The organism is Vibrio gazogenes (genome assembly GCF_023920225.1).
GTDB lineage: Bacteria > Pseudomonadota > Gammaproteobacteria > Enterobacterales > Vibrionaceae > Vibrio > Vibrio gazogenes.
The window spans coordinates 2664252-2680299 of record NZ_CP092587.1; the positions used below are offsets into that span (position 1 = coordinate 2664252).

The window sequence follows — 16048 nt, forward strand, 5'->3', positions numbered from 1 at the left end:
TTATTGTTCTTCTCGTTTAAATACTAACTCGGTTGCTGTGGACTCTCCAGCATCATAGCGATACCCGGCAACATCGAAGTCCAACAATTTCTCTACAGACGAAATTCGATTCTCAATGATATAACGAGCCATCATGCCTCTTGCTTTTTTCGCATAGAAGCTAATCACTTTATATTGACCATTCTTGCAATCTTTAAACACCGGCGTGATCACTTGAGCATCCAGAGATTTAACCTGAACCGATTTAAAATACTCGTTGGAAGCCAGATTGACCAAAATGTCATCACCCTGCGCCTGAATCGCCTCATTGAGCTTTTCTGTAATCACATTCCCCCAAAACTGATAGAGATTGTTACCACGAGGATTGGTCAGTTTAGTCCCCATTTCCAGCCGATAAGGCTGCATTAGGTCAAGGGGCTTCAGTAAACCATAAAGACCAGACAACATCCGCAAATGCAACTGTGCATAATCCAGATCATCGTCAGAAAGGGTTTCAGCTTCAAGGCCAGTATAAACATCCCCTTTGAATGCCAGAATCGCTTGACGAGCGTTTTCAAAAGAGAATGTGTTCTCCCACTCTGCGAATCGGGCGACATTGAGGCCGGCAATCTTATCACTCACTTTCATCAGTGAAGCAATATCAGCCGGGGTGAGCTGACGACAAACATCAATTAAAACTTTTGAATGTTCGAGCAATTCAGGGAACGTATGTTTATCGGTCCTTAAAGGCGACTCATAATCCAGTGTTTTAGCGGGGGAAACGACGATTAACATACTCTATTCCTTTCTCTGCTGATCATTATATTGATGTTATATGTATGACGGTCATAACGAACCGGATTCACGGTGAACACGACATGTTCTATTGTATAGCGTACAAAAAAAGCCATGCGTTGTCTGCATGGCTTTTTCAATCCTTATTATTGGTTTTACCGATAATTAATCTTTCGGGTTTTCCCAAATGCCTTCTTCTAACTGAGATTGCAATTCAGGGTAGTCCTTCACATTAAAGGTCGGTACTTTTCCGGCTTTCAACTGGCGGTTATAGTCTTTTGCCAATTTCACCACGATGCCGGATAGCAACAGAATCGCAATCAGATTCACAATTGCCATCAGTCCCATGGAAACATCCGCCATTGACCAAACAGTCGGCAATGTTGCTAAAGAACCAAACATAACCATCGCCAGGAAAACCACCCGGAAAATTGCTAAACCTCTTTTATTATTGTGTTCCAGAAACACCAAGTTAGTCTCAGCATAGGAGTAGTTGGCAATAATGGATGTGAAAGCAAAAAAGAAAATGGCAAAGGCAACAAAAATACTGCCCCATCCACCGACCTGAGAATCCAGCGCACGTTGCGTTAATTCAATCCCGGTGATTTCACCATGTGGTACGTACTCGCCTGACATCAAGATAATCGCAACCGTGGCAGAGCAGATCACGATGGTATCAATAAACACCCCCAGCATCTGAACATAGCCCTGAGATGCAGGATGCGGTGGATACGGTGTAGCCGTTGCAGCAGCATTCGGTGCAGATCCCATCCCGGCCTCATTTGAAAACAGGCCACGTTTGACACCATTGATCATAGCTTGAGCAATCATATAGCCCAGACCACCGGCAGCAGCTTCCTGAAAGCCAAAAGCACTTTTAAAAATCAGGCCAAAAACTGCCGGAAGCTTCTCAAGATTCGTCAGCAGAATGAAAACCGCAATCGCCAAATAGGCCAGAGCCATCACCGGAACAATTAATTCAGCCGTGCGGGCAATTTTCCGGATACCACCGAAAATCACAAACGCTGCTAAAATCACAATACCGACACCGATATACATGGGTTCATAGCCAAATGCGGTATTCATGGCATTGGTAATCGAGTTGGCTTGCACGGCGTTGAACACCAGACCGAATGCAATCATCAGGAAAATAGAGAACAGGATTCCCATCCAACGCATTCCCAAGCCTTTTTCCATGTAATAAGCAGGACCACCACGATAATTACCATCCCGATCTTTGGTCTTATACAATTGCGCCAATGCACTTTCGGCAAAGGACGTTGCCATCCCGACCATCGCAGTCATCCACATCCAGAAAATGGCGCCCGGCCCACCGACTGTCAGTGCCACGGCAACCCCTGCCATGTTTCCGGTTCCGACTCTGGCAGCAAGACTGGTACATAATGCCTGAAAAGAAGAAATGCCTGCCTTATCTGATTTACGGCTATTTTTCAACACACTGAACATATGGCGGAAATGACGAATTTGAATAAATTCAAGTCGGATAGTAAAGTAAATCCCGACGCCCACCAATAGATAAACAAGGATTGACCCCCAAAGCAGGTCATTTAATAAGTTGATTAAGTCTGTCACAAGAACCTCTTTAAGAGTTCAGAGCATAAGTTTGCTCTACACCATCACTTGATATGTCCCTATCTTATAATAATTAATTTAGCAACAGTCCCTGTTGTCCTCGCATATATATCCGAATAAAACGCAAACACATTCACTCGGCGCGGAAGATAATGCTATCGAACCACCAAAAAATCAATACACAACACTGCTCGCAAACGCTATTTCTATAATCATACCCACAACAAAACAGAACAAATTAAAAACAAAAAAATAACATTTATTTAAAATAATGCTTTACAAACCCGTTAAAAAAAGCGAATTTTAGAGCGACAGAGGCATTGCATGATTCAAGCGTTTCACCAATGTTGACAGTTACCTAAGACGTTACCGAAGACAAGTCACCGGATCCGCTTGGAACATCACCTCAACATTGACACATTCAGTTGTCTATCACTCAAGTTTGTTAACAATCTCAGAAAAATTTACAGTATATTCGCGACGCTGATAGAACAAAAAACGTACAACTTCATTTTCCTCAGCATAAAAATAGGGATCTTTGTTCAGAAATAAGTCATCAAATCGAAACAAATGAGAAACATATCATAGATATACTTACTGCGATTGTGATATTTAAGACTCATACAGAGCAGATTTCGTCATAGAGCATACATAATAGAAGAGGCTAATTATGGATGATTTGCACTTTGAAGATATACTTGAAAAAGAGATTAGTAAAATCCGTGTAACCCGCTCTAAACCAACCAAGCGAATGTGGAGAGAAATAGAAGCAATACGCGATAAACGCCGATTACAGAAAGAATTAATGGAGATGGATATCAGTCTTGAACTCGATGATATCGATATCTGATAAAGTAAAAAGGTTCCCGTTCGGGAACCTTTTTTCGTCTTATTCGCCTTCCAGCATCTCTTCTCTAACGAGCTGAGCAAGCTGTTTATATCGATCAGCAATGGTCTCACCAAAAACGGGGTCATCTTCGTTTTCTGTCCATTGCCCTTCAACGTACTGCCAATCTTCTACAGTAAAGGTCTGCTTAATCAGCGGCAAAATTTCTTGTTCTTCCAAATCCAAATGCCGTTTCTGTTCCACAATAAAATCAGATAACTGATTAATAAACACATCCTGAGGAACAATAACGTCCTGTAAAATCATATCAATCACACCAAGAAACTCATGTGTTTTCTCCGACAGATTACGATGGTCAGCTTCCAAATCAGCGATATACTCCCTTTCCCCGTACTTTTCCATATAGTACTGGTAGATTAAATCCTCTTTTGGATGGTGAGCAGCTTCTGAATGTGAACACAAATAATCGACAATCTCTTTAATCAGGGAATAATTGACAGCCTGCTCACTCTTCAGTCTTTGCAACTTTCGTTTGAGGATGGCTAATAAACGGGTCATGTAACCATGTTCCCGGCGAATCCGTTCTATCATCATGTCGCCTCTCCGGTTCATAATGTGATAAACAAATTGTATATAACTTATCGGGAGACTGATTTGATTCTGGTCGTAAAAAATACAATTTTTCGCTACAGTGCCCTAGTCCAAAATTGGTTGCCAGTTGATCGGTGTCTCTCCATGTTCTTGAAGATACTGATTTGCTTTAGAAAAATGTTTACAACCAAAAAAGCCGCGATGTGCCGATAAAGGAGAAGGATGCGGTGCAGTCAAAACACAATGTTTTTGACGATCAATAAAATGTCCTTTTTTCTGTGCATGAGCCCCCCACAGGAGAAAAACAACGTCTTGGCGATGCTGGTTAATTTCTGCAATGACTTTGTCTGTAAACGTTTCCCAGCCAGTCCCTGCATGAGAATGAGCTTGCCCTTGTTCGACGGTTAAAACCGTATTGAGCAGGAATACGCCTTGCTCTGCCCAACTTTTCAGATAACCATGCTCCGGTATCGAAAAGCCGGGAATATCTTGAGCAAGCTCTTTATACATATTGGCTAAGGAAGGCGGTGTTTTCACACCGGGCAACACGGAAAAACACAATCCATGAGCCTGATTCGGCCCGTGATACGGGTCTTGTCCGAGGATAACAACTTTCACTTCACTGAATTCCGTGTAACGAAAAGCGTTAAACACATCTTTCGCTGGCGGATAAACGACCTTCCCACGCTGACGCTCTTTTTCTACATAAGTCAGCGTTTCTTGAAAATAAGGCTGTTGTTTTTCCGCACCGATTACATCGTGCCAAGTCAGTGAGTTTGTCATGAACCATCCTAAAGTAATGTCGAGAATGGTTCTATTCTACTCATAAAAAGAATCGAGTTGCACCTGCAAAAGTGTCAATCCGTTTCATCGGCCACGTGGTGGCACAACACTGCGATGACGTCCCCCCGGACCAGAGACATGACGGTTCGGCATCGGTAAAGGAGATGACGGGCGGGATATTGAATGGATCATGCATGACATAACAGCCTCCAGAGACACAATGTCTGAAAATAAAACACCCAATATTCCATGAAAAAAATATGCCAAGTTATACAGGGAGAATGTCTGAATGAACCGTGGCAGCATAATCACGTAATGTCTGGATCTCTTGCGGCCATAACTCTGGTTTAATTGTTTCTAAAATCAATGGGATATTATTAAAACGTGGGTCTTTGGCTATATATTCAAAGCACGCCCAACCAATCATCCCTTCGCCTAATGAATGATGACGATCAACTCGTCCCCCCAGATCGATTTTTGAATCATTAAGATGCATTGCTCTGAGATAGTGCATCCCAACATGTTGATCAAATTCAGCAAATGTTTGCTGACAAGCTTTTGCCGTTCTCAGATCATATCCGGCGGCAAATAAGTGGCAGGTATCCAGACACACACCGACGCGTTCCTGATCATCGACCAACTCGATAATTCGGGCCAGATGTTCAAACCGCCAGCCAAGATTACTACCCTGTCCTGCCGTATTTTCAATCACGGCAACGACTTCCGGTACCTGTTGGTGAGCGAGATTAATCGATGTGGCAATGGTTTCCAGACACGCATCTTCGCTAATCTGGTTCAAATGACTGCCCGGATGAAAATTCAGTAAATGTAGTCCGAGTAATCGGCACCGAGCCATTTCATCAATGAAAGCAGCCCGTGATTTTTCTAGCTTTTCCGGATCAGGTGTCCCCAAATTAATTAAATAGGAATCATGCGGCAGGATATGCCGGGGTTCGAATCCATATCTCCGACAATTCGCCCGAAATGCATCGATGGAACTTTGCAACAACGGTTTAGCCTGCCACTGCCGCTGATTCTTAGTGAAAAGCGCAAAGCTATTTGCACCAATCTCATATGCGCGCAGTGGTGCATTTTCAACACCACCGGCGGCAGAAACATGGGCACCGATAAATTTTTGATCTTGCATTGAATGGCCTCACATCCACGAATTGAGTTGATAGACCCATTTCATTTTTGTTGTAAATTTACAACATCAGAACATTGTAAAATAATTTTTAAATATTAAAAAAAATTTAAATTCATATTTTTTAATAGCTTATTGACAAAAATCAATAAAACAGCATCAACTAGTCTCGATTTTACTGTCATTTTTTGACCTATATCAATACAATAAAAAAGGTTATTTGCTATATAATACTTAGCTCAACTTATTTTGAAAGTTAACACCAATCAGCACCACATTAGTGGATGAGGAGAAAGCAATGCTTCAAGGTATCCAAATTACAAAAGCCGCGAATGATAATCTGATCAATTCTATCTGGTTACTTGACCAAGAAAAAAACGAAGCACGTTGCATGGCAGCAACCGCCGGTTATCAATACGATCAAGTCATTCCTGCCAGCGATCTGGGTGAATATGAGTCTCGTGAACTCGCGATTGAGAAAGCACCACGTATTGAAGGCGGTCAGCATCTGAACGTTAATGTCTTGAAAAGAGAAACGCTAGAAGACGCTGTTGCCCATCCAGAAAAATACCCACAGTTAACGATTCGTGTCTCTGGTTATGCCGTACGTTTCAACTCATTGACTGCGGAACAACAACGTGACGTCATCGCACGTACTTTTACTGAATCACTGTAATTGATGATAAACCAAGCATAGTCAATGATGACACGCTTGGATTTCTCGATAGACCATCAAAAACGGCACCGAAAGGTGCCGTTTTCTTTTCGTGATGTTTATGACTGGACTCGACGTAAAATCGTTTTCAGTGCCTCAAAATCATCATCAAGTTCTTCAGAAAGCAGTGCCATTTGAGCATGTTTTGCCAATGGTCCCGGCAGCGGGATATCTGTATCCAAAATCTCATCAACAACTTCTTTAAATTTCGCAGGATGAGCGGTACAGAGGAATAACCCAGTCTCTCCCGGCTGTAGTTGTTGATCTAAGGTTCGATAGGCAATCGCACCATGCGGCTCACATAAATAGCCCAACTCATAAAGCTCACGTACCGATGCAGCACTTTGCTCATCCGTAACCACACCTTTACCAAGCGTTTCTAGGCCCCAACCCTGAATACGGCACAATTCTTCAATGCGTGGCCAGTTATTTGGCTGGCTCACATCCATCGCATTGGATGTCGTGGCAATCGTAGCTTTCGGTTCCCACTGACCGGTTTCCAGATAACGCGGTACAGTATCATTCACATTGGTTGCCGCGATAAAACGCTGAATTGGCAATCCCAATGCTTTGGCTAACATGCCAGCCGTCAAATTACCAAAATTACCACTTGGTACTGAAATAACCAGATTTTCGCGCTCTGCTTTGCTCATTTGAGCCGCGGCTTCAAAGTAGTAACAGATCTGAGCCATCAAGCGACTGATGTTAATTGAGTTGGCAGAATTCAGCCCGACTTCATCACGCAGCGCCTGATCATCGAAGGCTTTTTTCACTAAAGACTGACACGCATCAAAATCACTGTGAATAGCAACCGTATGGATGTTTTTACCCAGTGTGCAGAATAACTTTTCTTGCAACGGACTAATCTTTCCTTGCGGATATAAGATCACGACCTGAATATTCTCCATGCCATAGAAAGCATGAGCCACGGCGGCACCGGTATCACCGGATGTTGCCGTCAGAATGGTGACTTTTCCGCCATTTGATACGGCAGCCAAAGACTGGGCCATGAAACGCCCACCAAAGTCTTTAAAAGCCAATGTCGGACCATGAAATAGCTCTAATGCATAAACCTGATCTTTCACCTTCCGGATCGGTGCAGGAAACTGAAACGCATTCTCAACCAAAGTCTTCACGGCTTCGGGAGACAGTTCATTACCGATCAACGCCGACAAGATTTTTGCACTGCGGGAGACAAAATCCTCAGCTAACAATCCATCAATATCATCAAAACGAGGGAGTTCTGATGGGAAAAATAGTCCTTGATTACGGCCAAGCCCCTGACGGACTGCCTGACCAAAAGAAACCTGCTCATCATTCTCTTTTATATTATAAAGCTTCATAGCTTACTTCCTGTCTGTTTGGAGCCTTGCTTATTCAGGCGACAAATATGGACGAATCCATTTTCATTCTGTACATAATTCTGTTCAAGCCACTGAGCGACACGTTCGGCAACATCACACTCCCGGCAAACACTAAATAACGTTGGGCCACTTCCGGAGATCCCCGTGGCTAGCGCACCGGCTGAAATCGCATACTGGCGAGCCGCAGCAAAACCGGGCAGTAGTTTCTCACGATACGGTTCGGCAATCACATCTTTAATCATTTTTGCCGCTAACTCCGGCTGATTCGAGTGACAAGCATGGATAAACCCGGACAAATAGCGACCATGCGCAATGATGTCCTGACGCCGATACTGAGCCGGTAAAATGGCGCGTGCTTCAGCAGTTGAGACTTTGATTCCCGGATAAGCCATCACCCAGAACCAATCATCGAAACAAGGAACTTCTTGGCTGATGATTCCCAGTTCTTCAATCATTAATTGCACGCCGCCAAGATAGCATGGCGCAACATTATCATAATGAACACCACCGGAGATCTGCCCTTCCATCTCGCCCATCAGCGCAAGGAGTTCCATCTTATTCAAAGGGTTACCATGAAACTGATTCAAAGCATCCAATGCCGCCACAATCGAACAAGCGCTCGAACCAAGTCCTGATCCGATGGGCATATTCTTCTCAAGTGTCATTTCAAGCGGCTTTAAATCAACCGCTTTCTTTTTTAGTTCTCGTCCAAAAACAACCCAGCAATCATAGACAATATTGTCTTGCGGATTAGCAGGCAATTTATCCACAAAGCGCCCGACAGCGTTGAGAGAAAACGCAGATTCACCGCTTTTCACTTCCACTCGATCACCGAGCAATGTACCGTCTATCGGAGACACCGCAGCACCTAGAACATCAAATCCGACACTGACATTACCGATAGAAGCCGGTGCATAGATCACCACACTTTCTTGTTGTGTGCTCATAAAATTAAACCCCTAGTTTCCAACCGAGTGTCCGCATCACATCCGCAAAGACACCAGCAGCCGTGACTTCCGTACCTGCGCCATATCCTCTCAGCACCAGAGGAATCGGTTGATAATAACGGCTATAAAATGCCAATGCATTCTCGCCATCTTTGATTTTAAACATTGGATTATCTTCGCTCACCTGTGCAATACGTACGCGGCATCGCCCATCTGCAATTTCCCCGACATAGCGTAGAACTTTCCCTTCGCCAGCCGCTTTTGCATAAAGTGATGCAAAATAATCATCAGCTTGAGGTAAACGCGCCATAAACTCATCGACACTCCCTGAAGCATCAAAGCCCGGTGGCAATGCCTGATCAATGTCGATATCACTCAGTTCAAGCTTCATTCCGGCTTCACGGGCCAGAATCAATAGTTTACGGGCAACATCCATTCCTGACAGGTCATCCCGAGGATCTGGCTCGGTAAACCCTTTCTCTTTCGCAACTTGAGTCGCCTGACTTAACGTCAACCCTTCATCCAATTTACCAAAAATAAATGAAAGAGAGCCAGACAGAATTCCATTGAAACGCTCCAGTTCATCTCCGGCAGCAATCAGATTCTGCAGGTTTTCAATGACCGGTAAACCGGCACCGACGGTTGTCTCATACATCAGTTTCCGACGTGAGTTTCTCGATACTTGACGCAATTGCTGATAATACGCCATGCTTGCGGTGTTCGCCCGTTTGTTCGGTGTGACGACATGGAAACCGGCACTGAGGAAATCAACATATTGATTGGCAATCACTTCACTTGAAGTACAGTCAACCAAGACGGGGTTAATAATATGATTGCGTTGCACTAAAGCGGTTAGCCTTGCCAGACTGAATGACTCTGAGGCACTTTCTTGCAAACGCTGACGCCAGTTATCGAGAGGAAGCCCTTCGGCATCTAACAGGCAACCTTTACTATTGGCAAGACCACACACTCGGATCACAATATCTTTCGATGCCAACTTCTCTTGTTGACGATTAATTTGATCAATCAGCTCACCACCGACACCACCGACACCAACGACAAAGACATCCAGATAATGTTTTGAGTTGAACAAATTCTCATGACACGCTTTGATCGCTTCAGAAATCTTATCTTCCGGAATCACTGCTGAAATCGCACGTTCCGATGATCCTTGAGCAATCGCCACGATATTGACGTGAACTTCAGCCAAAGATGAGAAAAATTGCGATGCAATTCCCCGCGCAGTTCTCATTCCGTCACCAACCAGCGTCACAATCGCCAGATCATCCATGAAGTCAACGGGTTCCAGCAGACCATCTTTCAGTTCTAATTCAAACGCTTCAGACAGCACTCGTTTGGCCTTCTCTTTATCCTGAGATTCGATACAAAAACTGATTGAGTATTCAGACGAAGACTGGGTAATCAAGACAATGGAAACACCGGCAGAAGACATCGCCCCAAAGACTCGGCTGGCCATACCAACCATCCCTTTCATTCCGGGACCTGAGACATTGACCATGGTTAAATCATTGAGCGTGGTAATACCTTTGATTGGCAGTTTGTCTTCACCGGTATCTTGACCGATGAGCGTGCCGGCTCCCTGTGGGTTAAAACTATTTTTAATCAGGCAGGGAATCTGGAAGCGAGAAATCGGGGCAATAGTTTTGGGATGTAACACAGAAGCGCCGAAATAAGAAAGTTCCATGGCTTCTTGATAACTCAGAGACTTGAGTAATCGGGCATCATTCACTAAGCGCGGATCACAGTTATAAACACCGTCAACATCCGTCCAGATTTCACAGCATTCGGCCCGTAAACAAGCAGCTAAAACAGCCGCAGAATAATCCGAACCATTGCGCCCTAAGCAAACCAGCTCACCTTTCGGATTACCCGCAGTAAAACCGGGCATGATATACACATGATTTTGAGGCAGTGGTGAACGTTTAAAGTTTTCTGTGGATGCGTCAACATCAACCATCGCCTCAAGATAACTACCGTTGGCTCGCAAGTATTTCACCGGATCAATCAGACTGACATCATAGCCTTTTGCTTCAAGAACCGCCTTCATCAATTGGATGGAGATGCGCTCACCTTTACTGATAATCCGTGCATTCACATGTTCCGGGCACGCGCTTAACAATCCGATCCCATGAACATAACTTCTCAACTGGGACATTGACTGACGGACCGTCTCGTCAAATGCTTCCCCTTTGAGGTTGGGTAATTCAGACTGGATGTCTTGATACAAACTGTGGAAAGAGGCTTCTAACTCATTGATCTGTAATCCCGCTTCCCCGATTGTCTGTGCAGATTCAATCACTGCCACTAACTTGTTGGTCGTTTTTCCCGGTGCTGAAAGCACTACAGAGATATCTTCTTGTTGGGCATTATTGGCAATAATTTGTGCAGCTCTAAGAAAACGGTCGGCATCCGCCAAAGATGACCCACCAAACTTTAATACACGCATCCCTTCCTCCAGTGTGATTAAATAGTATAAAAAAAAGGCCTGTATCTTGTGGGGATACAGGCCTTTTTTTGAAGTTTTTTCGCTCAGCAGCCTGCCCCAACATAAATGGTGTCGGTAATAATAATGGTGGTGGTGCTAATCATTACTACAGGGTGGCTGAATGTCATGTAACTTCGACTCAATAAGATAACGTTTTCCTACGTGTACCTTATTATGAGGGGGAGAGTCAATTAAAAATTATATTTTTTTGCCCATTGAAGAGAAAATACGCTCAAAATAAGATTCTTCATAACTTTCCCTGAATGTCTCCAAATGGAACCATCAGTGAATTAGTTGACTTCTAATGGTTGCTCTGAAACCAGAATGCCATTCCAATCGGCATAAATGTAGTCTCCGGGTTGAATCATCTGATTCATGATAGAGAGTGTCACATTGATATAACCTGCATCCTTTTTCTCGGTTCTAAACGGGCAGGCTCCTAAAGCTTTTACACCTAAGTCCAGCTCTGATAACGCCACGACATCTCTGACTGCGCCATAGATAATGATACCTTCCCAACCGTTTTTTACGGCGTCGTATGCCATCATGTCTCCCATAAGCGCTTTCTTACATGAGCCATGTCCATCAACGACCAAGACTTTCCCCTTACCGTTTTGCTTCAGTACATCTCTCACTTTCGAGTTATCGTGATAACAACGAACGGTGACAATTTCGCCCCAAAAGGCATCTCTCTGCCCAAAGTTCTGTAAAGGCAGGTCAAGCAAAGTCACCTGTGACTCATACTTATCGCAAAGATCTGGTGTTATATCTCTCATCGTTCCTCCATGATTTCTCATTCTAAATTTGGCTACAGACGGATTACGAGTGACCTCTTTATCTTTGGTCGCGGTCAATCCTAACCGCCCTGACAAGGTCAATATTCGTTATCCAGACACATAAATTCTTTCGGACAATACTCCCAATTCATCACATCTGGAATCAATACAGGAATGCAAGAAAACCGTCTCATTTTGGACATAAAATATAGCATTCTGTTCAAACTTTCGGCCTAAATTCAAAGCTAATTCAAGACAAATTGCAACTGCAAAACTTTCTTCTACCCACTCAAAAGCAGCATCACCTGCTAAAACGGGGGTCCATGGGGAGGTGTTGAACTGCTGACATAATCGCTCATTATTCGCTTTATTGTCCTGATAAGACAATCGACAACTTCGCGGGTTCCATGCCGTGATGATAGAGAACTTAGGCCCGGGCAACGGCTGAGAAAAAAGAAAATGTGTCGATGCATAAGCTTGCCACAGTCGATCATCAATCTGATATTTTTCCATTACATCAACCCTATATACACCGATGTTTCAGGCATTGACGTCTATTGACATAAATCAACAAACTGTTGGGTATTAACAATCTATCGTTGTTACCATGCTGTTAACAATATAAAATCCACCGCAACAAACAGAAAAACAGACAAGGTTACGGAGCACCTTGCAGAACACATCCACGGATGGCGGGACAATGAGCATGTTGTATTCTATGTGAATACTTTGATTTTTTATCAACATATCATTACTGGTGTGTTATATATTACCAATAATAAGTTCTATATTTAGTACAAATTTTTCATAAATTAGGTACCGCCGATGCAAACCCCGCAGATTCTTATCGTAGAAGACGAGCAAGTAACTCGTAACACTCTTAAGAGTATTTTCGAAGCAGAGGGATACGCTGTATACGAAGCTAGTAATGGCGAAGAGATGAACCATATTCTCTCAGACAAATCCGTTAATCTGGTGATTATGGACATCAATTTACCCGGCAAAAATGGACTACTCCTCGCTCGTGAGCTAAGAGAACAAGCCGACGTTGCGCTGATGTTCCTGACCGGTCGTGATAATGAAGTCGATAAAATTCTTGGCCTAGAGATCGGTGCCGACGACTACATCACTAAGCCATTTAACCCCAGAGAACTCACGATTCGTGCCCGCAACCTCTTGAGCCGCTCCATGAGTTCAAATACCACCTCTGAAGAAAAGCGTTCAGTCGAACACTATGTTTTCAACGGGTGGGAATTGGATATCAATAGTCGTTCGCTGATCAATCCAGATGGTGAAAGCTATAAGCTGCCTCGTTCTGAGTTTAGAGCACTGCTACATTTCTGTGAGAATCCCGGCAAAATTCAGACGCGTGCCGACTTGCTGAAAAAAATGACAGGGCGTGAGCTCAAACCTCATGATCGGACAGTTGATGTCACGATTCGCAGAATTCGGAAACATTTTGAATCAATTCCGGGCACCCCTGAAATCATCGCGACCATTCACGGTGAAGGTTATCGCTTCTGTGGTGATATCGAAGAGTAACACTTCAGGTTGTGCACTGATTAAAAAAGCCTCCGTCCCGAGAGGCTTTTTTATTGGTTATTTTTCATTGAGCCACTGGCGAAGACATTGAATATCTTGCGCATATTCAGTTTTTATTTCTTCAACCCAATCGGTAATATTTTCCCACCAGGCCGGTGCTTGTGGGGATTGTGCTTTTTGTGCCACCGCCTGAATTCGGGCCAATCCGATGGAACCCGCTGCACCTTTGATTTTATGAGCTTCGGAAACAATGCCATTTTGATCTTTGGCAACCATATTTGAATCCAGAATATCGAGATAATCCGGCATCATCGCTTCGAACATCTCAATACTGTCCAGAACCGGTTGTTTTCCGACGATATCAACATAAGCCCCCAGCATATCCAAATCCAGAATACGGCTATAATGTTCCTTTTTCTTATCGGTTTCAGCGTGTTGATGAGGCGTATCCACCACATGATCGATCCGATGCACAACCTCCCTTTCGGGTTCATGCTCGGCACCGAAATACCGATGAATAACATTCTGGACAGCAACTACTGAAAGCGGCTTACTAATGGCATCATCCATGCCTTTCTCCAAATATTCCTGCTTATCTTTTAGTACATTGGCCGTTAAAGCCACCAGTGGCGGCAATTGATAATCTTGCCCATATTGTTGCCGATAGAACTGAGCGACATCAAAGCCGGTCATATCCGGCAACTGGATATCCAGCAAAACCAAATCATAGCGATCCGGCACAAACAGTTTTTTCGCTTCTTCACCACTCATAGCAACCGTAATTGAATGCCCTAAACTTTCCAGCAGCGATTTGGCGACCGTCACATTCAATTCAATATCTTCAACCATAAAGATATTCAGTGTTTTCTGCGTCACAGGAGAATCTGGCGTCAACAGCGCATCATCAGCCAAAGGCACATTGAGTGAAATGGTAAAGGTACTGCCGAACCCTTCTTCACTACTGACAGTAATATCCCCATCCATCAGGTTTATCAGTTGGCGTGATACCGCCAGACCAATCCCGGTTCCGACGGCATGAAGATTATCTTTGCCCGACTTCACCTGATAATACATGGCAAAGATCTTATCCAATTCTGTTTCGGCAATCCCAATCCCCGTATCTTCAATATCCATGATGATATGCGCACTATCTTCCTCGATCTCAGAACTGACGGTCATCACGATGCCGCCTTCGCGGGTAAATTTCATCGCATTACTGATCAGGTTCCAAAGCACCTGTCGTAGCCGAGTACCGTCGACCATTACCACATATGACAGTTCGGTCAATCTTTCCAAATCAAAACGCAACCCTTTCTGTTCTGCCATTAATGCAGCCAGACTCTCAATTTCGGTGACAAATTCACCAAGATTCAACGGTTGCGGGAAAAGCTCTAGTTTGCGCTGATCAAACTTATCCATATCGATAATATCGTTAAAAATATTGCCCAATGTGATCGCACTGATATGAATGGTTTGTAGATACTTCCGTTGCTCCTGAGTCATGGTTGTATCCAATAGCATCCGACTCAGTCCCACAATCCCATTCAGTGGCGTTCTTAACTCATGACTAATCGTGGCAATGAAGGTGGTTTTATCGCGACTGGCTTTTTCCAATGACTCTTCATGACGCTTCCGTTCAGTGATGTCCCGACCAAAGCCAACCAAGCCCAAATGGCGGCCTTCTTTGCTGTAAAACGGTACTTTCCTGATTTCAAAATAGTTCTTACGACCATCGGGGTATTCCAACCACTGTTCATAGGTTACGGCACAATTTTGAGAGAACAGTTGTTGATCCGTTTCCACAATCGGCTGAGCAATTTCTTCACTGTAAACATCCCATGGTGTCAATCCAACCAACTCTCTTTCTTTTTTCCCCGTCAACTCTTCCATCGCCCGGTTACAACCGGAGAAAACCCCCTCAGCATTGCGGTAATAAATCAAATCAGGCGAAGCATCGATAAATGATCGTAATAATGCGGTTCTCTCAGCAAGCTCAAGCTGGGTCTTTTCCCGCTGATAAACCTCATTTTCCAGATCAGCCATGGCTTCTTCCCGCGCTTCTTCGGCTTTGATCCGCTCTTCAATTTCCTGATTCAGTTTGACAATATTCTGCTGTAACTGGTAATTCAGCTCTTGATCGCGCGAGCGCATATCTTTCAATTTTGCGACCAGCTTGGATAAGCGCTGTCTCGACTCTTCGAGTTGATCCACGACGACAGAAAGAAAATAGACCGCCCAAGGTGTAATGATCAATCCAAAAAACACCGAACGGATAATATCGATATTATCGACATAGCCATGCAGTGCCAGAGTAATCCCAACCTGAACGACCACCGCCAGTGCCACCAGCGCCAAGGCTAAAAGAATTGAAAAACGGAGAATCCCCAGCTTAACCAATAGGTCTACATAATACTGAGCCAGATTTTTCATCGGTTTCATTAAAAACGCTCCAGACAACGATATCGC

Annotated in this window: 14 protein-coding genes and 1 other annotated feature; of the genes, 3 read left to right on the plus strand and 11 right to left on the minus strand. The window is 44.0% G+C overall.

What is annotated here, in order from left to right; genetic code table 11:
* Together yaaA and MKS89_RS11890 are read right to left on the minus strand one after the other, a co-directional pair.
* Positions 1-774: a peroxide stress protein YaaA gene (yaaA, locus tag MKS89_RS11885; RefSeq protein WP_072956092.1), complete on the minus strand. Its 774-nt coding sequence runs from the start codon at positions 772-774 to the stop codon at positions 1-3.
* A 165-nt stretch (positions 775-939) separates the two neighbouring features.
* Positions 940-2367, minus strand: a complete 1428-nt coding sequence (locus tag MKS89_RS11890) for an alanine/glycine:cation symporter family protein (RefSeq protein WP_072956089.1) — start codon at positions 2365-2367, stop codon at positions 940-942.
* 670 nt (positions 2368-3037) lie between these two features.
* Between MKS89_RS11890 and MKS89_RS11895 the strand changes: the two genes are divergently transcribed.
* The gene (locus MKS89_RS11895) at positions 3038-3217 is read left to right on the plus strand and encodes a DUF3545 family protein (RefSeq protein WP_072956086.1); all 180 of its coding nucleotides are present in this window, start codon (positions 3038-3040) and stop codon (positions 3215-3217) included.
* Between the two features lie 39 nt (positions 3218-3256).
* Here the strand turns inward: MKS89_RS11895 and MKS89_RS11900 are convergent, their stop codons facing one another.
* The 3 genes from MKS89_RS11900 to nfo all read right to left on the minus strand — a co-directional run bounded on the left by MKS89_RS11900 (position 3257) and on the right by nfo (position 5735).
* Positions 3257-3808 (minus strand): hemerythrin domain-containing protein, encoded by a 552-nt coding sequence (locus MKS89_RS11900; protein WP_072956083.1) that lies wholly within the window; start codon positions 3806-3808, stop codon positions 3257-3259.
* Between the two features lie 102 nt (positions 3809-3910).
* The gene (ung, locus tag MKS89_RS11905; RefSeq protein ID WP_072956080.1) at positions 3911-4588 is read right to left on the minus strand and encodes a uracil-DNA glycosylase; all 678 of its coding nucleotides are present in this window, start codon (positions 4586-4588) and stop codon (positions 3911-3913) included.
* Between the two features lie 268 nt (positions 4589-4856).
* A complete protein-coding gene (gene nfo, locus MKS89_RS11910) occupies positions 4857-5735 on the minus strand; it encodes a deoxyribonuclease IV (protein ID WP_072956077.1) in 879 nt (292 codons plus the stop codon).
* Between the two features lie 295 nt (positions 5736-6030).
* Between nfo and grcA the strand changes: the two genes are divergently transcribed.
* Positions 6031-6408, plus strand: coding sequence for an autonomous glycyl radical cofactor GrcA (grcA, locus tag MKS89_RS11915; RefSeq protein WP_072956075.1), 378 nt, complete (start codon positions 6031-6033; stop codon positions 6406-6408).
* Between the two features lie 98 nt (positions 6409-6506).
* Here grcA and thrC read toward each other — a convergent pair whose 3' ends face one another.
* From thrC to MKS89_RS11940, 5 genes are all read right to left on the minus strand, one after another.
* On the minus strand, positions 6507-7790 hold the full coding sequence (gene thrC / locus MKS89_RS11920) for a threonine synthase (protein ID WP_072956072.1): 1284 nt from the start codon (positions 7788-7790) through the stop codon (positions 6507-6509).
* On the minus strand, positions 7787-8758 hold the full coding sequence (thrB, locus tag MKS89_RS11925) for a homoserine kinase (protein WP_072956069.1): 972 nt from the start codon (positions 8756-8758) through the stop codon (positions 7787-7789). The genes thrC and thrB overlap by 4 nt, the downstream gene beginning before the upstream one ends.
* A gap of 4 nt (positions 8759-8762) precedes the next feature.
* Entirely contained in the window at positions 8763-11225 is a 2463-nt protein-coding gene (gene thrA, locus MKS89_RS11930) for a bifunctional aspartate kinase/homoserine dehydrogenase I (protein WP_072956067.1), read from the minus strand.
* Positions 11226-11253: 28 nt separating this feature from the next.
* Positions 11254-11370 (minus strand) — a sequence feature (Thr leader region).
* Positions 11371-11554: 184 nt separating this feature from the next.
* Positions 11555-12040: a putative 4-hydroxy-4-methyl-2-oxoglutarate aldolase gene (locus MKS89_RS11935; protein WP_072956065.1), complete on the minus strand. Its 486-nt coding sequence runs from the start codon at positions 12038-12040 to the stop codon at positions 11555-11557.
* 108 nt (positions 12041-12148) lie between these two features.
* Complete coding sequence (locus MKS89_RS11940; protein ID WP_072956063.1) at positions 12149-12553, minus strand: DUF3293 domain-containing protein; 405 nt, start codon at positions 12551-12553, stop codon at positions 12149-12151.
* 312 nt (positions 12554-12865) lie between these two features.
* On the opposite strand from MKS89_RS11940, the gene arcA reads away from it, so the two are divergent.
* Complete coding sequence (gene arcA, locus MKS89_RS11945; RefSeq protein WP_072956062.1) at positions 12866-13582, plus strand: two-component system response regulator ArcA; 717 nt, start codon at positions 12866-12868, stop codon at positions 13580-13582.
* A 57-nt stretch (positions 13583-13639) separates the two neighbouring features.
* Here the strand turns inward: arcA and arcB are convergent, their stop codons facing one another.
* Complete coding sequence (gene arcB / locus MKS89_RS11950) at positions 13640-16021, minus strand: aerobic respiration two-component sensor histidine kinase ArcB (RefSeq protein ID WP_072956060.1); 2382 nt, start codon at positions 16019-16021, stop codon at positions 13640-13642.
* Positions 16022-16048: the final 27 nt, after the last annotated feature.